Genomic DNA, 22,040 nt, shown 5'->3' with positions numbered 1-22,040 from the left:
GCGCACGTCGCGTACGCGCGGGGCGCGGGGGCGGCTTACCGGCAGTCGCCTGCGCCGTCGCCCCCGCCCGTGTCCGTCTCCACGTCCGTGTCCGCCCGCTCCGCCGCCGCGTCGATGAGCACCGCGAAGCCGTCCAGAATCCGCTGCAGCCCGAACTCGAAGAGTTCCACGCCGGTCGCGTCGAAGGTTTCCGGGCTCAGCCTCGCGAGCGACGGGAAGTTGCCGCTCCGCATCGCCTTGTCGAGGTACGGCCCCTGCGCCTGCCAGAACTCCTCGTCGCTGATGCCGGTGCGCTTGGCCGCCTCCAGCCCTTGGAGGTACGTGCGCGCGCTGCCGCTGACGAACCCGTCCAGGGCGACGACCACGCCCATCCGTTCGCGGTCCGTCAGGCGGAGGCCCTCCAGGCCGCTGAGGGCGACGTCGAGTCCGGCCACGCCGTTCGGGCCGAGCAGCGGGCGTGCCTGGCTGACCTGGAGCAGCCAGGGGTGCGCCAGATACATCTCCCAGACGCCCCGGCCCGTGGTCTCCATGACCGTGCGCCAGCCGCGCCGGCGGAACTCGTCCGCGTCGACGTCCGGCGGGAACGCCTGCACGTGGTCGAGCATCAGCTCCAGCAGTTCGGTCTTGCCGGGCACGTAGCGGTAGAGCGACATCGTGCCGACGCCCAGCTCCGTCGCGACGCGGCGCATCGACACGGCGTCCAGGCCTTCATCGTCGGCGACGTCGACGGCGGTGGCCACGACACGCTCCAGCGTCAGGCCCGGTTTGGGCCCGCGCTTCGGCGCTTCCTTCATGCCCCAGAGCAGGTCGAGGGCGCGCTGGAGGTCTCCGCTGCCGCTGTGTGCCGTCGTCATGGTGACCGCCATCCTAAAACGCTTGCGGAGAGCTGCGTAGGGTGTACGCTTTTCTTGCTGGGTACAGCGTACCCAGTTTCGCGATCACCCATACGAAGGGGGGAACCGTGGGCTCGGAAACGACCGGCCGCTCCGGCCACTCCGTCCTCGCCGAGGGCCTCACCAAGTCCTACGGCGACAAGCGCGCGCTCGACGGCTTCGACCTCGCCGTGCCCCGCGGGACGGTCTACGGCCTGCTCGGCCCGAACGGCGCGGGCAAGACCACCGCCGTGCGCATCCTCAGCACGCTGATCCGCGCGGACGGCGGCCGGGCCCTCGTCGGCGGCCACGACGTGGCGCGCGAACCCCGCAAGGTGCGCCGCCGTATCGGACTGACCGGACAGAACGCTGCTGTCGACGAGATCATCACCGCCCGCCAGAACCTCGAGATGTTCGGCCGCCTCTTCCACCTCGGCAGCGCGCGGGCGCGGCAGCGGGCGGCCGAACTGCTGGAGCAGTTCAGCCTCGCCGACGCCGCCGAGAAGCAGCCCAAGGACTTCAGCGGCGGCATGCGGCGCCGGCTCGACCTCGCGTCCAGCATGATCCTCGCGCCCGAGGTGCTGTTCCTGGACGAGCCGACGACCGGGCTCGACCCGCGCGGCCGCAGCGAGGTGTGGGACGCCATCCGCGCGCTCGCCGCGGGCGGCACCACCGTCCTGCTCACGACGCACTACCTGGACGAGGCCGACAAGCTCTCCGACCGCATCGCCCTCATCGACCGCGGCCGCAACATCACCGAGGACACACCGGCCGGTCTGAAGCGGGCGGTCGGCGGCGACCGTATCGAGGTGGTCGTCGCGACCGCGGCCGACATCCCCGCCGTCGTGAAGACCGTGGCCCGGGTCGCGGCCGGCGGCGCCGAGCCGGAGACCGACGCCGAGGAGCTGCGGGTGCACGCCCCGGTCACCGACCGGGTGGCCGCGCTGACCGAGGTGGCGCGGACGCTCCAGGACGCGGGGATCGCGGTGGAGGACATCGGGCTGCGGCGGCCGACGCTCGACGAGGTGTTCCTGACGCTGACCGGCCGGCCGGCGGCCGAGAAGGAGGAGGTGTCCGCATGAGCGGCGACGAGACGGCACGGGACGGCGGCAGCACGGCGAAGACCGCGCCCGCGACCGGCGCGACCCCCTTGACCCCGCTGACCCCGCTCGACCTCGACGGCCCCGAGCGTCGCCTCTACTGGGCGTTCGCCGACTGCGGGACGATCGTACGCCGCGACCTGACGCACCTGGTCAAGCAACCGTCGCTGATCGCCTGGCAGTTGGGCTTCCCGATCGTCTCCGTGCTGCTGTTCGTGTACGTCTTCGGCAGCGCGATGGACGTAGGCGAGGGCGTCGACTACAAGGCGTACGCGATGCCCGGCATGTTCGCGATGACCATGGCGTTCGGCTTCATGAACACGGCGATGGCCGTCGTCATCGACAAGGAGCGCGGCGTCACCGACCGCTTCCGCTCGATGCCGATGTCCCCGTCCGCCGTCGTCACCGGCCGCGGCGTCTCGGACGTTCTGCACGCCGGGCTGGACCTGCTCGTGCTCGCGGTGATCGCGCTGGTGGTCGGCTGGCGCTCGGACGGCGGCCTGCCGGCCACGCTGTACGCGTTCGCGCTGCTGCTCCTGCTCCGCTTCTCGCTCATCTGGATCGGCGTCCTGCTGGGCCTGATCACCCCGAACCAGGAGGCCGCGGGCAACCTCTTCGCCGTCGCCTTCCCCTTCGGCATGATCTCCAGCGTCTTCACGCCGCCGTCCGCGATGCCCGACTGGCTGGGCACCATCGCGATGTGGAACCCCGTGTCCTCGACGGCGAACGCGGTCCGCGACCTGTACGGCAATCCCGCGCCGAGCGGCGGCAGCTGGATCGAGGAGCACGCGGCGCTGATGGCGGTGGTCTGGCCGCTGATCATCACGGCGATCTTCCTGCCGCTGGCCGTCCGCCGCTTCCAGCGCCTGAGCCGCTAGCGGCCGACCGGCGGGCCGGTCCGGGAGCGGAAGCTGCACCGCTGCGGGTGTACGACATCGCGTATTACGATGGCTGTATGACGCCGAAGACGATCAGCTTCCGCCCGGACCCGGCCACGCGGCGCGAGCTTGACGCGCTCGCAGAAATGCGCGACATCACGGCGTCGGACGCCATAAGGCAGGCGATTCACGAGGTGTACGTCGCGGAGCAGTACCGGCGGGCCGCCGCCGAGGTCGCCGAGTGGCGCGAGGACCCGGAGTACCAGGCCGAGGTGGCCGCCGTGGCGGAGGAGATGAGCGAGCTCCGTGCGTGGTGACCTCTACCGGCTGCGTGCGAGCAGGAACGCCGTCGGGCACGAACAGCGCGGTCTGCGCTACGCGGTCGTCCTGCAGAGCGAGTCCCTGAACACCTCCACCCTGGTCGTCGCCCCGACCTCGACCAGCGCGCGTCCCGGACTGCTGCACCCGAAGCTCGACATGAACGGGACCGTCGCCGTCGTCCTCGTCGAGCAGATGGCGGCCGTCGACCCGGAGCGGCTGGGCGACTTCGCGGGGCGGGTCGAAGGCGCGGAATGGGCCGAAATCGAGCACGCGGTGAAGCTGGTGCTCGGGCTGCTCTGAGCCTTTCGCCGGCGCTATTCGCCGACCAGGCGGAGTTCGTAGTGCACCGGGCGGTCCAGGCGCAGGGCGTAGCCGAGGGGGACGGCGACGCCCTGGAGCAGTGGGTGTTTGCGGGCCAGGCGGGCTGCCGCGTGGCGGGACTCTTCGCCCTCCAGGCGGCGGACCCGGGCCTTCACCGGGGCGCCGGTCGGGGTGCCGCCGAGGTCGGCGGGGGCGATCTCCGCCTCCGGGTACCGGCGCAGCCGCGCGACCTGCCGCGCCTTGCCGTACGTGCGCACGTACGCGCGGTCGCCCTCCACCGCGATGTTCGTGGCGCCGCCCACCGGCGTGCCGTCCCGTTCGTACGTCGTCAGCCGGACCCGCCGCTCGCGGGCGAACATCTGGAGACCTGTGGTCGGCGTCGCCATGGCCGGTCGGGTACCCGTTCCGGCGCGCACGCAAAACGGACCCGGGTGTGTGTCACCCGGGTCCGCCGCGATACGTACGTGTGCGCGTCCGTACGGAGGCCGAACGGGTTCCCTACGGAGACCGGAACGGGCTCCGTACGGAGGCGCGCGAGCGGTTCGCTACAGCCGCTCGATGACGTGGTCGACGCACACCGTCAGCGCCTCTACGTCGGCCGGCTCGACGGCCGGGAACATCGCCACGCGCAGCTGGTTGCGCCCCAGCTTGCGGTACGGCTCGGTGTCCACGACGCCGTTCGCGCGGAGCACCTTCGCGACCGCCGCCGCGTCGATGTTGTCGTCGAAGTCGATCGTCCCGACGACCTGCGAACGCTGCGCCGGGTCGGTGACGAAGGGCGTCGCGTGCTTCGAGTCCTCGGCCCAGCCGTACAGCCGCCGCGCCGAGTCGGCGGTGCGCCGGACGGCCCAGTCGAGGCCGCCCTGCCCGTTGATCCAGTCCAGCTGCTCGGCGAGCAGGAAGAGGGTGGCGAGGGCGGGGGTGTTGTACGTCTGGTTCTTGCGGGAGTTGTCGATGGCCGTCCCGAGGTTGAAGAACTCGGGGATGTGCCGGCCGGAGGCGGCGACGCGCTCGGCGCGCTCGATCGCGGCCGGGGAGAAGACGCCGATCCACAGCCCGCCGTCGGCGGCGAAGGACTTCTGCGGGGCGAAGTAGTAGACGTCGGTCTGCGCGACGTCCACGGGCAGGCCGCCCGCGCCGGACGTGGCGTCCACGAGGACCAGTGAGCCCTCGTCGGCGCCCTGCACGCGCTGGATCGGCATGGCGACGCCGGTGGACGTCTCGTTGTGGGTGAGCGCGTACACGTCCACGCCCGCCTCCGCGCGCGGTACGGGGTGCGTGCCCGGCTCGGACTGGACGACCACAGGGTCGTCGAGCCACGGGGCGAGCTTGGCCGCCTTGGCGAACTTCGACGAGAACTCGCCGAACGTGAAGTGCTGCGACCTGCTGTCGATCAGGCCGTGAGTCGCGATGTCCCAGAAGGCGGTGGAGCCGCCGTTGCCGAGGACGACCTCGTAGCCCTCGGGCAGCTGGAAGAGCGACGTGATGCCGTCGCGCACCCGGCCGACCAGGTTCTTCACCGGGGCCTGCCGGTGTGAGGTGCCGAGAAGTGACGTACCGGTGCCGGCGAGGGCGTTCAACGCCTCCGTGCGCACCTTGGACGGACCCGAGCCGAACCGACCGTCGGCGGGCTTGATGTCAGCGGGAATCTCGATATCAGCCACGAGGCGAAGCCTAGTGCGTCGCGGCCCGCCGGCCCGATCCGGTCCGCACCGCGAGACGGATCGCCGCAGCGCAGGGGTGGTTCAGCGGCGCGTGCGGGTGCGCGGCGGGGGCGCTCAGATGTCGCTGAACGGCTCCGCGTACGTGAACGTGCCGCGCAGCGCGGGCTCGTACGTGCTCAGGGTGCGCACCTGGAAGTACGCGCCCCAGGCCGGGTCCGGCGGGTCGATCCCGTACGCGGTGCTCGCGCGGAAGCCGTAACGGGCGTAGTACGCGGGGCTGCCGAGCAGCGCGACGAACGGCTCGCCCAGCGCGTCGGCGGCGCCGAGCGCGGTGTGCATGAGCGCGTGGCCGACGCCGCGGTTCTGCCGGTCGGGGCGGACGCTGATCGGTCCGAGGCCGACGGCGGGGACGCCGTCGAGATGGCCGCGGGTGCAGACGACGTGGCCGATGACCTCGGCCGTGGCGTCGGCGTCGGCCGCGGCGTCGGAGTCGGCGTCGGTGTCGGCCGTCAAGCCGTCGCCGTCCGGGACGGCGCGCGTCGCGACCAGGGACAGCGCCGGGATCCAGCCGGGGCAGCCGCGCAGCGCGTCCAGCAACGTGACCTCGACGGGCACCGGCGTGTCCGGTTTGGCGAAGGCGGCGGCCGTCACGGCGGTCACGGCCGGGATGTCGGCGGGGGTCTCGCGTCGGATCAGCACCGGCACAGTCTCCGTACGGGCCTTGGGGCGCGCAACGCGATTTCCCGCGCCCCGCCCCGGCTGTCCCGGCCCCTCGGTGTCCTGGCTGCACCTGCCGCACCGATGAGTTCCGCGCGCCCGTCCGGTCGTAACAGGCGACAACCGGACCGGAACCGGAACAGAGCGGTACCAGGCAGGAGAGCGCCCGTGACCACCCGAGACCACGCCACGGCGGCGGACACCGCCGCCCCGGAACGCCTCATGCACGTGAACGGAGTCGACCTGTGCGTCCAGACCTTCGGTGACCCCGCCGCACCGCCCGTGCTCCTCGTCAACAACTCGCTGCTCGGCTGGCCCGCCGAGTTCTGCGCGCGGCTCGCCGCCGGGCCCCGGTTCGTCATGCGCTACGACCTCCGCGACACCGGCCGTTCCACCGCCACCGACCCGGACGCGCCGCCGTACGTGCTCCGCGACCTGGTCGCGGACGCCGCCGGGCTGATCGGCGCGCTCGGGCTGCGGCGCGCGCACGTCGCCGGCTTCGGAGTGGGCGGCTGGATCGGCCAGTTGCTGGCGCTCGACCACCCCGAGCGGGTCGCCTCGCTCGCGCTGCTCTGCACACGGCCGACCGCGCCCGGTCCCAGCGACCCGGATCTGCCGGAGCACTCGCCGGAGATCATGGAGTTCTTCATGACCGAACCGGAACCGGACTGGTCGGACCGCGCGGCCGTCCTCGCGTACCAGGCGGCGGCCCGCCGCCGGCTCGCCGGCTCGCACCCCTTCGACGAGGCGGCGGCGCGCGAGGACGCCGGCCGTATCTACGACCGTACGGTCGCCGCCGCGCCGCCCGGCGCGGTCCCGCGCAAGATCCACCCCGCGAACCAGATCGCGAGCACCTTCGCCGCGCTCGACAGCGGCGACCGCTGGCGCGAACGGCTCGGCGAGCTCACCGTCCCGACGCTTGTCGTGCACGGCGAGGAGGACCCGTTCTTCCCGCTCGGCAACGGCGAGGCGCTCGCCCGCGAGATCCCCGGCGCCCAACTGCTGGTCCTGCCCCGTACGGGGCACGAACTCCCGCGCCCCGTCTGGGACACGGTCGTCCCCGCCCTCCTCCGGCACACGGAAGTGGCGGCGGCCGAGGACTGAGCACCGGTCGCCTGAACGAGCTGCCTGAACGGGGCCGCCTGAACTGGCCGCGCAGGGGCGGCGCGCGCCCCGCCCCGTACGCCCCACGGCCCGTACCGGAACGACAACTGGACCGGATGAGTGGCGTTCGTCCCCGGTGGAGTGACGTGCGTTGTGCCGGGATCGGCGGGGTTGTCACGCTCGCCCGATGGATTCGATGGACGTGGACGTACGGGAGCGGGACGGCGACGGCATCGCGCTCGCGGGCGTGGCGGAGACGACGCTGTGGACGCTTTACCACCGCGTACTCGACGCCCGCGACCCGGACTCCGCGCTGCACGACCCGAAGGCCGTAGAGCTGCTGGACGCGCTCAGCTACCCGTTCGAGGACCGTTTCGGCACGGGCAGTTGGGGCCAGGCGCAGGGCGCGGGGCTGCGGGCCCGTACGTACGACGACGAGGTGCGGCGCTTCCTCGCGCGGCACCCGGACGGGACCGTGGTGGCGCTCGGGGAGGGCCTGGAGACGCAGTTCTGGCGGGTCGACAACGGGCGCGTCCGCTGGCTCAGCGTCGATCTGCCCGAAGTCGTCGCGCTGCGGCAGCGGTTGCTGCCGGACACGGAACGGCGGCGCACCCTCGCCTGCTCGGCCGCCGACCCGCGCTGGATGGACGGGGTGGACGCGGCGCGGGGCGTACTCGTCACGGCGCAGGGGGTGTTGATGTACCTGCGCCCGGCCGAGGCGTACGGCCTGGTCGGGGAGTGCGCGGCACGTTTCCCCGGCGCCGCGCTGGTCTTCGACGCGCCGCCCAGCTGGGTCACCGCCCGCACCATGCGCGGCCGTTGGCGCTACCCGGCGGGCTACCGGCCGCCGCCCATGCCCTGGGGCATGGACGCGGTGGAGGAGCGGAAGCTCCGCGCGGTGCACCCGAACGTCGCCCGCGTACGGAGCGTCGACGCGGCGCGCGGCCGCGGCCTGGTGTGCGGCGTGCTGCTGCCGCTGGTGTCCCGGATGCCGGGGCTGCGGGGGCGCAGGCCGCTGTGGATCACACGGGTCGAGTTCGGCCCCGGGGCGGCCCGGGGGAGTGGGGGGACACAGGAACAGCGCGAAGGAGAGCACGGATGAGCGTGTCGCAGCAGGTACGGACGGCGGTCGAGACGGCCGGACCGGAGGCCGGACCGGAGGCCGGACCGGAGGCCGGACCGGAAGGATCGGGCGCGCCCGCGGCGTTGCAGGCGGGGGAGGTTCCGGACGCCCCGGGGGCCCCCGAGGCGCGGGAAGCGCTGCCCGGGGCGCCCGGCGAGGCGGACGTGCCCAAGCCCGTCTTCGTTGACGGTGCCGAGCTGCGGTTGCGCGAGTTCGCGCCGCGCGACGTCGACGGCGTGCTGCGTATTTTCGGCGACCCGCGCACCACGCGCGAGTTCGGGCTCAAGCCCTTCGAGCGCCAGGACGCCGTCGCCCTCGTGGAGCAGGCGATGGCCGCCGCACGGCAGCGCCCGCGCACGCTCTACCGGCTGGCGGTCAGCAGCATCCGTACGGGCGAACTCGTCGGCTCCGTCAAGCTGGTCGCCGAGGGACGGCCCGAGGGGGAGATCGTACGGACCGGCTACCGCAGCGCCGAGGTCGGCTGCGCGCTCCGCGCGGACCTGACGAGCAGGGGCCTCAGCATCGAGGTCGGCCACCTGCTCGGCGTGCTCGGCTTCGAGCGGCTCGGCCTGCACCGCATCTGGACCGGCTTCCTGCCGTCGAATGTCGCCGCGCAGCGCGCCGCGGACAAGTCGGGGATGACGCGCGAGGGCACGTTGCGCGACTACTGCTACGCCGACGGCCGCTGGCACGACCTGGTGCTCTACTCGATCATCGAGGACGACTGGCGGCCCGCGCCCACACCGCCCCCGGCGGTGGTCCCGCTGGCACGCTCGGTCGCACCGTCACCGTCACCGTCACCGTCCGCGTCCTGAGCCCTCCGCGCCCCCGGGCCCGGGGGGCGGGCCTGTGGCTCCCGGGTCCGGAGCCTTCGCCGCCGCCGGCCTCGGCAACGGCGAATTCGACATGCTCGCCGCGCTCCGCCGCGCGGGCACGCCGTACGCCCTCACTCCCGGGCAGCTCAGCCGCGCGATGCTCGTGACGACCGGCGCCGTGACCAAGCGCGTCGACCGGCTCGAAGGGCGCGGGCTGGTCCACCGCGCCGTCGCCGACGGGGACGCGCGCGGGCGGCTCATCACGCTCACGCCGGACGGCGTACGGCTCGTCGACCGGCTGATCGAGCAGCACTTCGCCAACGAGCGCGCGCTGCTCGCCGGCCTCAGCGAGCGGGAACGCGCACAGCTTGGCGGGCTGCTGGCCCGCCTCACCGTCTCCGTGGGGGAGGGGACGGGCGCCGCCGGAGGCTGAACGCGCCCGCACGCGCCGGGCGTACGGACCGTGCGTCGGGCGTACGGGCGTGCGTACGAGGAGGGCGTACGGGCGCACGCGCGGTGTGTACGTACGCACGCACGGCGCCCGAACCGGCCAAGTGTCGGCCAAACGCGCCAAGTTGGCTCAGAGCAGACTGCTCGCGACCTCGACGCCAGCCGCACAATGGTGCTCCGGGACAGAGGGGGGCAACATGGGATTTTGGTCGCAACAAGGCAGACGTCCGCGTGCCGTGAGCGTGCCCGCCACACCGGACGCCGCGTTGTGGCGGCTGGTGCGGGCGGCGTACGACGACGGGCACCCGATCTCCATGCAGGACGCGGCCCGCGCCGCGGAGCTGGGCTACGTACAGGGGATGGTCGTGTACGGCATCGGCCTGGGCAACGTCGGGCGCGACGCCGAGGCCGAGGGCTGGCTGCGGAGGTCGATCACCCACGGGGACCCCATGGGGTCCGTGGCGCTCGGCACGCTCTACCTGGACCGCGGCGACCTCGACGAGGCCGAGCGCGTGATCCGGCCCGTCGCGGAGAGCGGCAACGCGGGCGCGAAGGAGGCGCTCGCCGAGATCCGGCAGCGCCGCGCCGCCCGGCGCTGACTCCTGCGCCCGCGCTCCCGGGGTCCGTTTCCGAGCCTGTCTCCGCGCTCTGTCTCCGGGGTCTGTCTCCGCGGTTACTCCTGCTCGGGGAGCCCCTCCGCCGGAAGGGCCAGCAACTCCTTCTGCCGGGCGGCGAGTTCGCGGGCGGGCTCGCCCAGGACGGCCGTGCTGAGGACGAGTTCGAGCGTGACGCGTTCGAACTCGCCGCCCCGGCTGCGGTACCGCTGCGGGTCCGTCTCCACGACGGCCGACGCGATGCGCCACCCGCCCTCGCCACCCTCGGCGGGGGCGAAGCGCACCTCGTAGATGCCGTTCCCGGTCCAGCTGCGGTGCACGTGGACGACCTCGCCCTCGGCGAAGACGTGCCACCGATCGTCCATGCCCCGCGCCCGCACCCCGTGCCGGATGCGGTCCCACTCGTCGTCCGTCCAGCGCCGCTCCGGCAGCTCGGGCAGCGGCCGGGGCGCGAGGATCGGGCTGAGCTTCCGGAACGAGGTGCGGGTCAGGGGTGTGTCGTCAGGCATGCCCCGATCGTACGGAGCCGCGCCTGCCGGGTCGTACGGAGCCATGCGTCGCGCACCGTACGGAGTCGCGCGTCGCACCGTACGGAGCTACGCGTTGCGCACCGTACGGGGCCGCCTGCGTCGCATGAGTGACCTTCCTGGCGGTGATGTCGGTGCGCGGGGGTCACAGGAGCCTCACGCGAATCGCGGGCCGGGCCCGGTGACCGCTGTGACCAGGGAGTAGAGGGAGGTGTTGGCGGCGAGGAACATCCGGTTGCGGCGCAGGCCGCCGAAGGCCACGTTGGCGACGGGTTCCGGCGTGCGGATGCGCCCGATGTACGCGCCGTCGTCCGCGAAGCACTGCAGGCCGCCGTCCATCGCGGCGACCCAGAGGCGCCCCTCGTCGTCGAAGCGGATGTTGTCGAACCGGCCCTGCACGCACGTGGCGAACACGTCGCCGTCCCCGCGCAGCGCGCTGCCGTCCTCCGCCACGTCGAAGACGCGGACGTGGCCGGCGCGCGTGTCGGAGACGTACAGGCGCCGCTCGTCCAGCGAGAACACCAGCCCGTTGGGGCCCGCGAAGCCGTCCGCGACGAGGCGTACGCCGCCCGTGCCGGGGTCGATCCGGTAGACGTTGAGACCGCCGATCTCGCTCTCCGCACGGTGCCCCTCGTAGTCGCTGCGGATGCCGAAGTCGGGGTCGGAGAACCAGACGGAGCCGTCCGACCGCACGGTGGCGTCGTTGGGGCTGTTGAAACGCTTCCCTTCGAAGCGGTCGGCGAGAACGGTGACGCTGCCGTCGTGTTCCGTACGGGTGACGCGGCGGTTGCCCTGCTCGCAGGTGACCAACCGGCCCTGCCGGTCGAGGGTGTTGCCGTTCGTGAAGCCCGCCGGGCTGCGGAACACCCCCACCGTGCCCGTCGTCTCGTCCCAGCGCAGCATGCGGTCGTTCGGGATGTCGCTCCAGAGGAGATAGCGCCCGGCCGGCACGTACACCGGGCCCTCGGTCCAGCGGCAGTCGCCGTGGATCGTCTCCAGCCGGTCGTCGCCGAACGTGCAGGAGCGGAAACGCGGGTCGAGGATCTCGTACAGCCCGGTGTCGTCGGCCGTGTCGTCGGACGCGTCGGACATGGTGCTTCCCTTCGTGGAACGCGGAAACGCTGGGTACGGAAACGCTGGGCGCTGTCGGGGGCTTGGGGCCTGCGGGGGGCTTTTCAGTTTCGTACGGGCGCCAAGCAAACTACCGCCACGCAGGCTTACGCCGCGCTCGCCACCGCTGCCGAGATCCAGGAGGCGCACATCGTGGTCCTGGAGACGCTCTTCGAGCGCCCGGTAAGCCCCGGCGGTGACCCGGGCGGCGGCCTCGGCCCGGCAGCTCCCGGTGAGGCGGTGCGGTGCCGGGCGCTCCAGCGGGCACGCTGGGGGCATGGCAGCAGCAGACGCGGCAGGCACACCGGACGCGGCAGGCACGGCAAGCACAGGCACAGGCACAGGCACAGGTACAGCACGCACAGCGGACGCGGCACGCGCCGCGGGCGGCGGCGCGGGAAACCCAGGGAGCGCGATGGAAGCGGCGGACATCCAGCAGGCACTACGCGGCTCCGTACGAGGCGAGGTGGAGTTCGACACGGCCAGCAGAGCGCTGATGACGATGGACGCGTCCAACTACCGCCGCGTCCCCCTCGGAATCGTCGCCCCCAGGGACGCCGACGACGTGGCGGCCGTCCTCTCCGTCTGCCGCGCGCGCGGTGTGCCCGTTCTGGCGCGCGGCGCCGGCACGTCCATCGCCGGGCAGGCGACCGGCATCGGCGTCGTCCTGGACTTCACGCGCCACATGACCCGTATCGAGGCCATCGACCCGCACGCGCGCACAGCGCTCGTCCAGCCCGGCGTCATCCTGGACGACCTGCGGGCGGCGGCCGCCGCGTACGGGCTGACATTCGGCCCCGACCCGTCCACGCACAGCCGGTGCACCCTCGGAGGGATGATCGGCAACAACTCCTGCGGGTCCCACTCCGTCGCCTGGGGCACCACCGCGGACAACGTACGTGAGCTGGACGTGCTCACGTACGGCGGCGAACGCGCCGTCCTCGGCCGCGGCGGCGGAGGCGTGCCCGGCCGGCTGCGCGAGGGCGCGCGGGGGCTCGTACAGGGCGAACTCGCCCGGCTGCGCACCGGTTTCCCGGAGCTGCCCCGCCGCATCTCCGGCTACGCCCTGGACGAGCTGCTGCCCGAGAACGGCGAGGACTGGGCCCGCGCCTTCACCGGCAGCGAGGGCACGCTCGGCGTGCTGACGCAGGCCACCGTACGGCTGGTGGAGGCGCCGGGCGCCCGCGCGCTGGCCGTCCTCGGATACGCCGACGAGAGCACCGCCGCCGAGGCCGCCGCCGCGCTCCTGCCGCACCGGCCGCTGACCGTCGAGGGCATGGCCGACGACCTGGTGAGCGACGCGGCACGGGCGGCCCTGCCGAAGGGCGCCGCCTGGCTGTTCGCCGAGGTCGGCGGAGACGGCCCGGCGGAGGCGCGGGCCCGCGCCGAGGAGCTGTGCCGCGCCGCGCGCGAGGGCACCACCGGCCACGCGGTGGTCACCGACCCGGCCGGGCAACGGGCCCTGTGGCGCGTACGGGAGGACGCCTCCGGCACCGCCACCCGGCTGCCCGACGGCAGCGAGGCGTGGCCGGGCTGGGAGGACTGCGCCGTACCGCCCGCGCGGCTCGGCGCGTACCTCCGTGACTTCCGCGCCCTGCTGCGCGAACACGGCCTGCGCGGGCTGCCGTACGGGCACTTCGGCGACGGGTGCATCCACGTACGGATCGACTTCGACCTGCTCACCGGCGATGGCATCCAGCGCTTCCGCGACTTCTCGCACGACCTGGCCGACGTCGTCGTCGCCCACGGCGGCTCGCTCTCCGGCGAACACGGCGACGGGCAGGCGCGGGCGGAGCTGCTGCCGAAGATGTACGGGCCCGAACTCGTCGGCCTCTTCGGCCGCTTCAAGGACCTGTGGGACCCGGCCGCCGGGCTCAACCCCGGCATGCTGGTGCGCCCGGACCGCATGGACGACAACCTGCGCTTCGCGCCGCTGCCGCGGCAGCCCGTCGACGTCGAGTTCGGCTACCCGCACGACGGTGGCGACTTCTCCGCCGCCGTACGGCGCTGCGTGGGCGTCGCCAAGTGCCGCGACACGGCTGCCGGCGCGCACGTCATGTGCCCCTCCTTCCGCGCCACCGGCGAGGAGCAGCACTCCACCCGCGGCCGCGCTCGGCTGCTGCACGAGATGCTTGCGGGCGAAGTCGTCACGGACGGCTGGCAGTCGGAGGAGGTACGGGAGGCACTGGACCTGTGCCTCTCGTGCAAGGGCTGCCGGAGCGACTGCCCCGTGGGCGTCGACATGGCCACGTACAAGGCCGAGTTCCTGCACCACCACTACGAGGGGAGGCGCCGCCCGGCCGCCCACTACTCCATGGGCCGGCTCCCCCTGTGGCTGCGGCTCGCGGACGCGACCCGTACGGCGCCGCTCGTCAACGCGGGCGCGCGGATCGGCCCGCTCGCCTCCCTCGGGAAGCGCCTCGGCGGCCTCGCACCGGAACGCGACCTGCCGGCGCTGCCGCACGCCTCGTTCACCCGGTGGTGGCGGCAGCAGCGCGGCACACCCGTACGGGAGCCGCACCCGGACGACCACCGTACGGTGGTGCTCTGGCCGGACACCTTCACCAACTACCTCTCCCCGGAGGCCGGAACCGCCGCCGTACGGGTCCTCCGTGACGCGCGGCTGGGAATCGCCGTACCGCCGAAGCAGGTGTGCTGCGGCCTCACGTACGTCTCCACCGGCCAGCTCGACCAAGCCCGCACGGTCATGCGCCGGACGCTAGACCGCATCGAACCCGCACTGGACGCCGGCCTCCCGGTCACCGTTCTGGAACCACCGTGCGCGGCCGCCCTCCGTACGGATCTGCCGGAGCTGCTGGGCGACGATCCGCGCGCGCGGCGCCTCGCGGACGCCGTACGGACCTTCGCGCAGACCCTGGAGGAGTACGCGCCGGACTGGGCGCCGCCCCGCGTCGACCGCCCGGTCGCCGGGCAGACCCACTGCCACCAGCACGCGGTCCTCGGCGACGCCGCCGAGCGCAGGCTGCGCGAACGGGCCGGACTGACCGGCGAACTGAGCTCCGGCTGCTGCGGCCTGGCGGGCAACTTCGGCTTCGAGAAGGGCCACTACGACGTCTCGGCGTCCTGTGCCGACGACCAGCTGCTCCCCGCCGTCCGCACCGCCCTGGACGCCGACCCGGCCACGGAACTCCTCGCCGACGGCTACTCGTGCCGCACCCAGCTGGAACAGCTGGGCGGCCAGCGCAGCCGCCACCTGGCGGAGGTCCTGGCGGAAGGGCTGGGGTGACGGCGGAGGCGTGACGGGCCGCCGGTGTGATGTGGCGCCCGCCGGGGAAGACTTGGGAGCTCGAGTCGCGCGACCCGGCGGGCTCGAAGGGGGACCGCAGGCGCGTGTGTGCCGACAGGAGGGGGAGAGGATGTCGGAAGCCCTGGTGGCGCTGGCCGCCGCCGGAGGCACCGCGGTGGTGCAGGCGGCCGGTACGGACGCGTGGACGCAGCTGCGGTCCAGGCTGGCGGGCCTTGTCGGGCGCGGCGGCACGGAGGAGGAGCAGCGCGCGCTGGCCGGGCTGGACCGTACGGCTGCCGCACTGGCCGCCGCGGAAGCCGAGGAGGCCGCCGCCCTCCGGGCGCGGCACGAGGGCGCCTGGCAGGAGCGCCTGGAGAGGCTGCTCGATTCGCTCCCCGACGGCGAGCGGGAGGCCGCCGCCGTGGAACTCCAGGCGCTTGTCGACGAGTTGCCGCGGCCGCACCAGGGGGAGCGCAACCGCTTCGAGATCAGCGGCGGCACCTTCCACGCCCCGGTCCAGATGGCCGAGAACATCCACGGCACGACCTTCCACACCGGTCCGGCGCACCCGGCCGCCGACGGCCGCACTGACGTCCGTACGGACAGCCGTACGGAAGGCCGTACGGACGGCCCTGACCGTACGGAGCACCCGGACCGTACGGACGGCCGGGACGGGAACGCGGGCCGCAGCCTGCCGCCGGCCGGGCCCGGGAGATGACGCCACGGTCGGTCGACGACGGCGCTGCTGTCCGACACCGGGGCCAGCCCCGCCACGAGATCAGCGGCGGCACCTTCTTCGGCCCTGTCGCCCTCGGCGAGAACGTCACCCTGCACCTGCCGCGCGACATCCCCCCGGCGATGAGCGGACTGCCGCCCCGCTCCGGGGCCTTCGCCGGGCGCGCGGACCTGCTCGAGCGGCTTGCCGCCGCACTGGCCCCGCAGCCGGAGCAGGCCGGCGCCCCGGTGGCGGCCGTCGCCGGACTGCCGGGTGTAGGCAAGACCGAGGCCGTCCTCCAGGCCGCCGACCGTGCCTGCCGCGAGGAGGGCTGGTTCCCGGGCGGTGTCCTCTTCGTCGACCTGCACGGCTACCGGCACGACGAGGCAGGCGGCCCGATGCCGCCCCAGAGGGCCCTGCGTTCCTTCCTCGCGATGCTCGGCGTGTCCGCCGAACACCTCCCCGACGACGCGCAGGACCTGGCCCGCCTCTACCGTTCGGCGCTGACCGCGTACGCCGACCGGGACCGCCGCGTTCTCGTCGTCATCGACAACGCCGCCTCCACCGAACAGGTCCTGCCTCTCCTGCCCGGCGACCCGCGCGTACCGGCCCTCGTGACGTCACGCCACACGCTCGCCGACCTGACCAACGTCACCCTGCACGATCTCGGCCCGCTCACCCCCGACGCGTCCCTGGACCTCCTCCGCGCGGAACTGCGCCGGAAGCGGGGACCGGAGTACGCGCGGGTGGACGAGGAGGCCGGGGAGGCCGCCCGCGTGGCCGCGCTCTGTGGCCATCTGCCGCTGGCCCTGCACATCGTCGCCGCCCTCCTGGCCGACACCCCGGGGCGCCCGCTCTCCCATCTCGCCGATGAACTGGCGGACGCCACACGGACGCTGGACGGACTGGAGCGCGGGGACAGGTGCGTACGGGCCGCGTTCGGCCTGTCCTACGCCGCGCTGCCGGCCGACCAGGCGCGGCTGTTCCGGCTGCTCCCGCTGTCGGTCTACGACAGCATCTCCGCGCCGGCCGCCGCCCGCCTGCTGGACGCCACTGAAGCCGGGACGCGGCCGCTCCTCCGCGCCCTGGCGCGGGCCAACCTGCTTGACACCGACCCGGGCGGCGACCGCTGGCGTATGCACGACCTCGTCGGCGAATACGCCGACGAACGCCGTCTGGAGGAGCCGGAAGGGGAGGACGGCGGCGAGGCGCTGGTGCTGCTGGCCAACCACTACCACCAGACCACGGGCGCGGCCGCGTCCCATCTGCAGCCCGACGCCGCACCCAGTCCGCGTTTCGACCACCGGGCGTCGGCGCTGGCCTGGCTCGACGAGGAACGCGACAACCTCGTCACCACGGTCTTCCTGTTCGAGTACCTGGGAGCCGCCGGCCCGTGCGTCACACTGGCCGCGAAGCTGTCCCGGTACCTCGAGATGCGACACCACCGGGAGGACTGGCTGCGGGTCGCCACCGCTGCCGTCGACGCCGCGGAAGCGGACGGCGACCTCCTGTTGCAGGCATGGGCCTCCGACATTCTGGGCACCGCCCTGCACACGGCGAATCTGCCGGAGGCAGCCACGGACGCGCTGCGCCATGCCGCGCGGCTCTACGGTGAACTGGAGGACTCCGCCAGTGAGGCGCAGGCCCTGAGCGCCGCCGGCAGCGCGCTGCAGGTGCTGCACCGTTTCGACGAGGCGCTGGAGGCACACGCCGCGGCCCGCGAGGCGCACCGGCGTTCGGGCGCCTCCGGCGAGGACGCCCGGCTGCTACGCCGCTACGGTTCGACCCTCCGGGCGGCAGGGAGCTTTGACGAGGCGATAGCCGTCCACACCGCGGCCCTGGCCGCCAGCCGTTCCGCCGGCGACCGCGAGGCTGAGTGCGTCGATCTGAACAACCTCGCCAACGCACTGGCCGACGCGGGCCGCCACGGCGAGGCCGAGACGGCGTACGCGAAATCCGTCTCCTTCTGCCGGGACATGGGCGACAGTGCCGGAGAGGCCCATTCCTTGACCGCCCTGGCCGGTCTGCTGCACCGCCGGCAGCGGAACACGGAGGCGCTCGACGTCCTGAGGCAGGCCATGGACGCGACCCGTACGGCCGGCGACGCGCACCTGGAGACCCGCGTTCTGCACAGCATGGGCGTCGTCCTGAGGACCGCAGGCCGGCTGGACGAGGCACTCGACGCACAGCGTGCGGCGCGTGACGTCGCACGCGAGAACGCCGACCCCCGGAACGAGGCGGAGGCGCTGGTGCAGATCGGCCACCTGCTCAGCGTGGCCGGAAGGCCGGGGGAGGCCGTCGCCGAGGCAGAGCTCGCGCTGGAACTCTTCCGTGAGTTCGGAGGGCGACTCGGCGAAGGCGAGGCCTTGAACGTGCTGGCCGGCGCGCTGGACGACCTGGGCGAGACCGAGCGGTGCCTGGAGGAACGCAGGCTGGCCGCCGCCGCGTTCGAGGACGCCGGCGAGCCCCGGGCCGCCTCCACCCTGAGTCTCCTCGGACTGAAGCTGGTCGAGGAGCAGCGCTGGGCAGAGGCCGTCGCACCACTGGAACGGGCCGTCGAGTCGTACCGCGCGCGGGACGACGAGGGGGGCGTGCGTTCCCTGCTGTGGGCCCTGGGCGTCGCGCTGGTCAAGGAGCGGCGTCATGCGGACGCGGTCACGCTGCTCACCGAAGCCGCGAGCCTGCACGGTGAGCGTGCCGCGGCCGGGGACGCGGAAGCCGCCGAGGGCGAGGGAGAAGACCTGCTCTGGCTCGGGCACGCGTACGAGGGCCTCGGCCGGCCGCACGAACGGGAAACGGCCTACGCGCGCGCCGTCGTCCGCTTCCGTTCCCTGGGGGACCGCGACCGCACGAAAACGGCGTTGGCCTGCCTGCGGCTGGCCCGTAACGCGGCCGGGACGGACGGGTGGCGAGGCTGGCTCGGGTGGCTCCGGCTGCGACTCTTTCCCGGCACGGCACGCAAGGACCCGGCCCGTGCGGAGAGCCTGCGGTACCGCACGGTATTCGACCGGCGGGACGTCGTACGGGCACTGCTTGCGGCGGCTGCCGTACTGACGGCACACGTGCTGACGGTGCCGGACACGCCATTCGCGGCCCGTGTGGTGGTTGTGCTGCTGGTGCTGGCGGTACCGAGCGGAATCAACGCCGTCGGCCGCCGACGTTGGCTCCGCCGGCAGGCCGCCGAAGCGGAACGGTGACGCACCCCCGGCCGCTTCCCTCCCCAGCCGCTCAGCTCCCGGCCGGGAAGGTGCGTACGACGTCCCGCAGGCGGACGGCCGTTGGGGCGGCGGCCGTCAGCGGACGGCGCAGGCCGCCGTGCCGCCCGGCATGCGGTGGCGGTTCCTGGCGATCAGGCGGTAGAGCCCGTGGGCCGGCCACCGTACGGGAGGCAGCATGAGCGCACCGCCCAGCAGCGGCCACGCGCGGGGCGCGCTCAGCAGCACCTTCGCGACCGCCTGTGCGCCGCCGTACACGGTGCCGGGCGGCGTCACCCACAGCACTTCGTGCTCGGCGCGCTCCCGGGTGACGCCGAGCGCTTCCAGGTCCGCGAACTGCCAGGGGGTCGCCGCGCAGCGCGGGCGCAGACGGCGTTCGGCGAACCGCACCGAGGTGGTGCAGAAGCCGCAGTCGCCGTCGTAGACGAGGACGGGTTCCGTACGCATGCCTCCATCATGTGCCTCTACTCGCCGGTCATAAAATCATGCAGGCATGCTTGATTGTTTTTCGGAGGGCTGCCACTCTCGGACCCGACAGCAGCGCGTTGACGGGAGTGCGGCGTGGCCGGTGCGGGTGCCGATACGGGTGCGGGTGCGGTGGTCGGGGATCTGCGGGCCGAGGGGGACGGGCTGGAACGCCTCGTCGCCGAACTGCCCGCGACGGCGTGGCAGACGGCGACGCCCGCCCCCGGTTGGACGGTCGCGCACCAGATCGCCCACCTGGCGTGGACGGACATGTGCGCGCTGCTCGCCGTACGGGATGAGAACGGCTTCCGTAGGGAGGGCGAAAAGGCGCTCGCGGCGCCGGGCACGTTCGTGGACGACGGCGCCGCGGAGGGCGCCGCGCTGCCGCCCGCCGAGCTGCTGGAGCGCTGGCGGCGCGGACGCTCCGAGCTGGCACGGGAGTTGGACGGCCTGCCGAAGGGGCGGCGCGTGCCGTGGTTCGGGCCGCCGATGAGCGCCCCGGCGATGGCGACGGCGCGGCTGATGGAGACGTGGGCGCACGGCGAGGACGTCGCCGACGCCCTGGGCGTACGCCGCGAACCGACGGCGCGGCTGCGGCACGTGGCGTGGATCGGCGTACGGACGCGGGACTTCGCGTACGCCGTGCGCGGCCTGGAGCCGCCCGCCGAGCCGTTCCGCGTCGAGCTCCGTCCGCCGGACGGGACGGGCGCGCCGGACGAGGTGTGGGCGTACGGCCCCGAGGACGCCGGACAGCGCGTGACGGGGCCCGCGTGGGACTTCTGCCGCCTCGTCACCCAGCGGACCCACCGGGACGACACCGCGCTCACCGCGGAGGGCGCCGACGCCGACCGCTGGCTGGAGATCGCCCAGGCGTTCGCGGGCCCGCCGGGACCGGGCCGCCCCGCGCAACGCGACGCGGACGAAGGGCCGCACCGGTGAGCGGCCCCCTGCGCGTCGGGAACGCCTCCGGCTTCTACGGCGACCGCTTCGACGCCCTCCGCGAGATGCTCGCCGGCGGCCCGCTGGACGTGCTGACCGGCGACTACCTCGCCGAGCTGACGATGCTGATCCTCGCCCGCGACCGGATGAAGGACCCGCGGGCGGGATACGCCAAGACCTTCCTGCGCCAGCTCGAAACGTGCCTCGGCCTGGCCCACGAGCGGGGCGTGCGGCTCGTCGTCAACGCGGGCGGTCTGAACCCGGCGGGACTCGCCGCCGCCGTACGGGAGTTGACCGAGCGCGTGGGGGTGCCCGTGCGCGTGGCCCACGTGGAGGGCGACGACCTGCTGGCCCGGCGCGACCTCCTGCCGGGCGGGGACGGCGGCGGCGCGGACAGCGACCGTACGGACAGCGGCCTCACGGGCAGCGACCGTACGGGCAGCGGTCGCACGGCCGACGCGTACCTCACCGCCAACGCGTACCTCGGCGGCGCCGGAATCGCCGCCTGTCTGCGCGCGGGTGCCGACGTCGTCGTCACCGGCCGCGTCACCGACGCCGCCCTCGTGAGCGGCGCCGCCGCCGCGCACTTCGGCTGGGGCGAGGGCGACCTGGACGCGCTCGCCGGCGCGGTCGTCGCCGGGCACGTGCTGGAGTGCGGTACGCAGGCGACCGGCGGCAACTACGCCTTCTTCGCGCGCGAACGCGTCGACGCGCGACACCCCGGCTTCCCCCTCGCCGAGATCCAGGCCGACGGCACCGCCGTGGTCACCAAGCACCCCGGTACGGGGGGCGCGGTGACCGTGGGGACGGTGACGGCGCAGCTGCTGTACGAGACCGCCGGGGCCCGTTACGCCGGCCCGGACGTGACGGCGCGGCTGGACACCGTACGGCTGACGCAGGACGGCACGGACCGGGTGCGGATCGAGGGCGTGCGCGGGGAGGCGCCGCCTCCCACGCTGAAGGCCGGGCTCACCCGGTTCGGCGGCTTCCGCAACGAGGTCGTGTTCGTCCTGACCGGACTCGACGTCGAGGAGAAAGCCGCACTCGTACGGGAGCAGATGACGGCGCACTTCAGCAGCGGGACGGGTGCCGCGAAACCGCCCGCCGACGTGCGCTGGACGCTCGCCCGTACGGATCACGCGGACGCCTCCGTACAGGAGGAGGCGAGCGCGCTGCTGCGGCTGGTCGTACGGGACCCGGACGAGGCCGTCGTCGGGCGCGCTGTCAGCGGCGCCGCCGTCGAGCTGGCGCTCGCCAGCTACCCGGGTTTCCACGTCACCGCGCCGCCCGGAAAGGGCGCACCGTACGGAGTGTTCGAGGCTGCGTACGTGCCCGCGGCGGAAGTGCCGCACACGGCCGTGCTGCCGGACGGTGAACGGCGCGCGATCCCGCACCCGGCACGTACGAGGGAGCTCACGCCCGTCGGCGACCCCGCGCTGCCGCCGCCGCTGCCGTCCGGCCCTGTACGGCGCGCTCCCCTCGGGGCGCTGGCGGGCGCACGCAGCGGGGACAAGGGGGGCAGCGCGAACGTCGGCGTGTGGGTGCCCGAGACGCCGCGCGGCGACGAAGCCTGGCGCTGGCTGGCGCACGAGCTGACCGTGGAGCGGCTGCGCGAGCTGCTCCCGGAGGTACGCGAACTGCCCGTCACCCGGCACCTGTTGCCCAATCTCCGCGCCGTCAACTTCGTCATCGACGGCCTCCTCGGCGAGGGCGTCGCCGCGCAGGCCCGTTTCGACCCGCAGGCGAAGGCGCTCGGCGAGTGGCTGCGGGCGCGGCACGTCGACATACCGGAGGATTTGCTGCCGTGACCACTACGAACGTATCCGCCGCTCCCGGGAGCGCG

The 22,040-nt window shown here is 73.8% G+C and carries 21 protein-coding genes; 14 read left to right on the top strand and 7 right to left on the bottom strand.

Features of this window, described 5'->3' with window-relative positions; all coding sequences use genetic code 11:
* Positions 1 to 35: 35 nt before the first annotated feature.
* Positions 36 to 854, bottom strand: a complete 819-nt coding sequence (locus tag DVA86_RS06095; protein ID WP_208876394.1) for a TetR/AcrR family transcriptional regulator — start codon at positions 852 to 854, stop codon at positions 36 to 38.
* Positions 855 to 961: 107 nt separating this feature from the next.
* On the opposite strand from DVA86_RS06095, the gene DVA86_RS06090 reads away from it, so the two are divergent.
* The 4 genes from DVA86_RS06090 to DVA86_RS06075 all read left to right on the top strand — a co-directional run bounded on the left by DVA86_RS06090 (position 962) and on the right by DVA86_RS06075 (position 3,471).
* Complete coding sequence (locus tag DVA86_RS06090) at positions 962 to 1,954, top strand: ATP-binding cassette domain-containing protein (protein WP_208876393.1); 993 nt, start codon at positions 962 to 964, stop codon at positions 1,952 to 1,954.
* Complete coding sequence (locus DVA86_RS06085) at positions 1,951 to 2,850, top strand: ABC transporter permease (protein ID WP_208876391.1); 900 nt, start codon at positions 1,951 to 1,953, stop codon at positions 2,848 to 2,850. The genes DVA86_RS06090 and DVA86_RS06085 overlap by 4 nt, the downstream gene beginning before the upstream one ends.
* 77 nt (positions 2,851 to 2,927) lie before the next feature.
* Entirely contained in the window at positions 2,928 to 3,167 is a 240-nt protein-coding gene (locus tag DVA86_RS06080) for a ribbon-helix-helix protein, CopG family (RefSeq protein ID WP_208876389.1), read from the top strand.
* A complete protein-coding gene (locus DVA86_RS06075) occupies positions 3,157 to 3,471 on the top strand; it encodes a type II toxin-antitoxin system PemK/MazF family toxin (protein WP_208876388.1) in 315 nt (104 codons plus the stop codon). The genes DVA86_RS06080 and DVA86_RS06075 overlap by 11 nt, the downstream gene beginning before the upstream one ends.
* A gap of 14 nt (positions 3,472 to 3,485) precedes the next feature.
* On the opposite strand, the gene DVA86_RS06070 is transcribed toward DVA86_RS06075, so the two are convergent.
* The 3 genes from DVA86_RS06070 to DVA86_RS06060 form a co-directional block, all read right to left on the bottom strand.
* Positions 3,486 to 3,878 carry a PPOX class F420-dependent oxidoreductase gene (locus tag DVA86_RS06070; RefSeq protein WP_208876387.1) on the bottom strand — a complete coding sequence of 131 codons (393 nt, stop codon included), beginning with the start codon at positions 3,876 to 3,878 and terminating at the stop codon, positions 3,486 to 3,488.
* Positions 3,879 to 4,037: 159 nt separating this feature from the next.
* Positions 4,038 to 5,156, bottom strand: a complete 1,119-nt coding sequence (gene serC, locus DVA86_RS06065) for a phosphoserine transaminase (RefSeq protein WP_208876386.1) — start codon at positions 5,154 to 5,156, stop codon at positions 4,038 to 4,040.
* A 114-nt stretch (positions 5,157 to 5,270) separates the two neighbouring features.
* Complete coding sequence (locus tag DVA86_RS06060) at positions 5,271 to 5,855, bottom strand: GNAT family N-acetyltransferase (protein WP_208876385.1); 585 nt, start codon at positions 5,853 to 5,855, stop codon at positions 5,271 to 5,273.
* 186 nt (positions 5,856 to 6,041) lie between these two features.
* Between DVA86_RS06060 and DVA86_RS06055 the strand changes: the two genes are divergently transcribed.
* The 5 genes from DVA86_RS06055 to DVA86_RS06035 all read left to right on the top strand — a co-directional run bounded on the left by DVA86_RS06055 (position 6,042) and on the right by DVA86_RS06035 (position 9,964).
* Entirely contained in the window at positions 6,042 to 6,977 is a 936-nt protein-coding gene (locus DVA86_RS06055) for an alpha/beta fold hydrolase (RefSeq protein ID WP_245996367.1), read from the top strand.
* Between the two features lie 187 nt (positions 6,978 to 7,164).
* Positions 7,165 to 8,079, top strand: coding sequence for a class I SAM-dependent methyltransferase (locus DVA86_RS06050; protein ID WP_245996366.1), 915 nt, complete (start codon positions 7,165 to 7,167; stop codon positions 8,077 to 8,079).
* Positions 8,076 to 8,915, top strand: a complete 840-nt coding sequence (locus tag DVA86_RS06045) for a GNAT family N-acetyltransferase (RefSeq protein WP_208876384.1) — start codon at positions 8,076 to 8,078, stop codon at positions 8,913 to 8,915. The genes DVA86_RS06050 and DVA86_RS06045 overlap by 4 nt, the downstream gene beginning before the upstream one ends.
* Before the next feature lie 34 nt (positions 8,916 to 8,949).
* Entirely contained in the window at positions 8,950 to 9,348 is a 399-nt protein-coding gene (locus DVA86_RS06040; protein WP_245996365.1) for a MarR family winged helix-turn-helix transcriptional regulator, read from the top strand.
* Between the two features lie 253 nt (positions 9,349 to 9,601).
* The gene (locus DVA86_RS06035; RefSeq protein WP_208876383.1) at positions 9,602 to 9,964 is read left to right on the top strand and encodes an SEL1-like repeat protein; all 363 of its coding nucleotides are present in this window, start codon (positions 9,602 to 9,604) and stop codon (positions 9,962 to 9,964) included.
* Between the two features lie 74 nt (positions 9,965 to 10,038).
* On the opposite strand, the gene DVA86_RS06030 is transcribed toward DVA86_RS06035, so the two are convergent.
* Together DVA86_RS06030 and DVA86_RS06025 are read right to left on the bottom strand one after the other, a co-directional pair.
* Positions 10,039 to 10,488 (bottom strand): hypothetical protein, encoded by a 450-nt coding sequence (locus tag DVA86_RS06030; RefSeq protein ID WP_208876382.1) that lies wholly within the window; start codon positions 10,486 to 10,488, stop codon positions 10,039 to 10,041.
* A gap of 174 nt (positions 10,489 to 10,662) precedes the next feature.
* The gene (locus tag DVA86_RS06025; RefSeq protein ID WP_208876381.1) at positions 10,663 to 11,598 is read right to left on the bottom strand and encodes an SMP-30/gluconolactonase/LRE family protein; all 936 of its coding nucleotides are present in this window, start codon (positions 11,596 to 11,598) and stop codon (positions 10,663 to 10,665) included.
* 433 nt (positions 11,599 to 12,031) lie between these two features.
* On the opposite strand from DVA86_RS06025, the gene DVA86_RS06020 reads away from it, so the two are divergent.
* The 3 genes from DVA86_RS06020 (at position 12,032) to DVA86_RS06010 (ending at position 18,775) form a co-directional block, all read left to right on the top strand.
* Positions 12,032 to 14,863, top strand: coding sequence for an FAD-binding and (Fe-S)-binding domain-containing protein (locus tag DVA86_RS06020; RefSeq protein WP_208876379.1), 2,832 nt, complete (start codon positions 12,032 to 12,034; stop codon positions 14,861 to 14,863).
* Between the two features lie 130 nt (positions 14,864 to 14,993).
* The gene (locus DVA86_RS06015; RefSeq protein ID WP_208876378.1) at positions 14,994 to 15,581 is read left to right on the top strand and encodes a hypothetical protein; all 588 of its coding nucleotides are present in this window, start codon (positions 14,994 to 14,996) and stop codon (positions 15,579 to 15,581) included.
* Entirely contained in the window at positions 15,578 to 18,775 is a 3,198-nt protein-coding gene (locus DVA86_RS06010; protein WP_208876377.1) for a tetratricopeptide repeat protein, read from the top strand. The genes DVA86_RS06015 and DVA86_RS06010 overlap by 4 nt, the downstream gene beginning before the upstream one ends.
* A gap of 96 nt (positions 18,776 to 18,871) precedes the next feature.
* On the opposite strand, the gene DVA86_RS06005 is transcribed toward DVA86_RS06010, so the two are convergent.
* Positions 18,872 to 19,240 carry a thiol-disulfide oxidoreductase DCC family protein gene (locus DVA86_RS06005; RefSeq protein ID WP_208876376.1) on the bottom strand — a complete coding sequence of 123 codons (369 nt, stop codon included), beginning with the start codon at positions 19,238 to 19,240 and terminating at the stop codon, positions 18,872 to 18,874.
* A gap of 114 nt (positions 19,241 to 19,354) precedes the next feature.
* Between DVA86_RS06005 and DVA86_RS06000 the strand changes: the two genes are divergently transcribed.
* Positions 19,355 to 20,197 carry a TIGR03084 family metal-binding protein gene (locus tag DVA86_RS06000; protein ID WP_245996364.1) on the top strand — a complete coding sequence of 281 codons (843 nt, stop codon included), beginning with the start codon at positions 19,355 to 19,357 and terminating at the stop codon, positions 20,195 to 20,197.
* Entirely contained in the window at positions 20,194 to 22,005 is a 1,812-nt protein-coding gene (locus DVA86_RS05995) for an acyclic terpene utilization AtuA family protein (protein WP_208876374.1), read from the top strand. Before DVA86_RS06000 ends, DVA86_RS05995 begins: the two co-directional genes overlap by 4 nt.
* The last annotated feature ends 35 nt before the right edge of the window (positions 22,006 to 22,040 follow it).

Origin of the sequence: Streptomyces armeniacus (assembly GCF_003355155.1) — a bacterium.
GTDB classification, from domain to species: domain Bacteria; phylum Actinomycetota; class Actinomycetes; order Streptomycetales; family Streptomycetaceae; genus Streptomyces; species Streptomyces armeniacus.
This window is presented reverse-complemented; position numbering and strand designations above follow the sequence as displayed.

Coding starts and splice junctions, on each gene's coding strand:
- DVA86_RS06095 (WP_208876394.1), bottom strand. CDS start 854: ATGACGACGGCACACAGCGGCAGCGGAGACCTCCAGCGCGCCCTCGAC.
- DVA86_RS06085 (WP_208876391.1), top strand. CDS start 1,951: ATGAGCGGCGACGAGACGGCACGGGACGGCGGCAGCACGGCGAAGACC.
- DVA86_RS06080 (WP_208876389.1), top strand. CDS start 2,928: ATGACGCCGAAGACGATCAGCTTCCGCCCGGACCCGGCCACGCGGCGC.
- DVA86_RS06070 (WP_208876387.1), bottom strand. CDS start 3,878: ATGGCGACGCCGACCACAGGTCTCCAGATGTTCGCCCGCGAGCGGCGG.
- DVA86_RS06050 (WP_245996366.1), top strand. CDS start 7,165: ATGGATTCGATGGACGTGGACGTACGGGAGCGGGACGGCGACGGCATC.
- DVA86_RS06045 (WP_208876384.1), top strand. CDS start 8,076: ATGAGCGTGTCGCAGCAGGTACGGACGGCGGTCGAGACGGCCGGACCG.
- DVA86_RS06030 (WP_208876382.1), bottom strand. CDS start 10,488: ATGCCTGACGACACACCCCTGACCCGCACCTCGTTCCGGAAGCTCAGC.
- DVA86_RS06025 (WP_208876381.1), bottom strand. CDS start 11,598: ATGTCCGACGCGTCCGACGACACGGCCGACGACACCGGGCTGTACGAG.
- DVA86_RS06020 (WP_208876379.1), top strand. CDS start 12,032: ATGGAAGCGGCGGACATCCAGCAGGCACTACGCGGCTCCGTACGAGGC.
- DVA86_RS06015 (WP_208876378.1), top strand. CDS start 14,994: ATGTCGGAAGCCCTGGTGGCGCTGGCCGCCGCCGGAGGCACCGCGGTG.
- DVA86_RS06010 (WP_208876377.1), top strand. CDS start 15,578: ATGACGCCACGGTCGGTCGACGACGGCGCTGCTGTCCGACACCGGGGC.
- DVA86_RS06005 (WP_208876376.1), bottom strand. CDS start 19,240: ATGCGTACGGAACCCGTCCTCGTCTACGACGGCGACTGCGGCTTCTGC.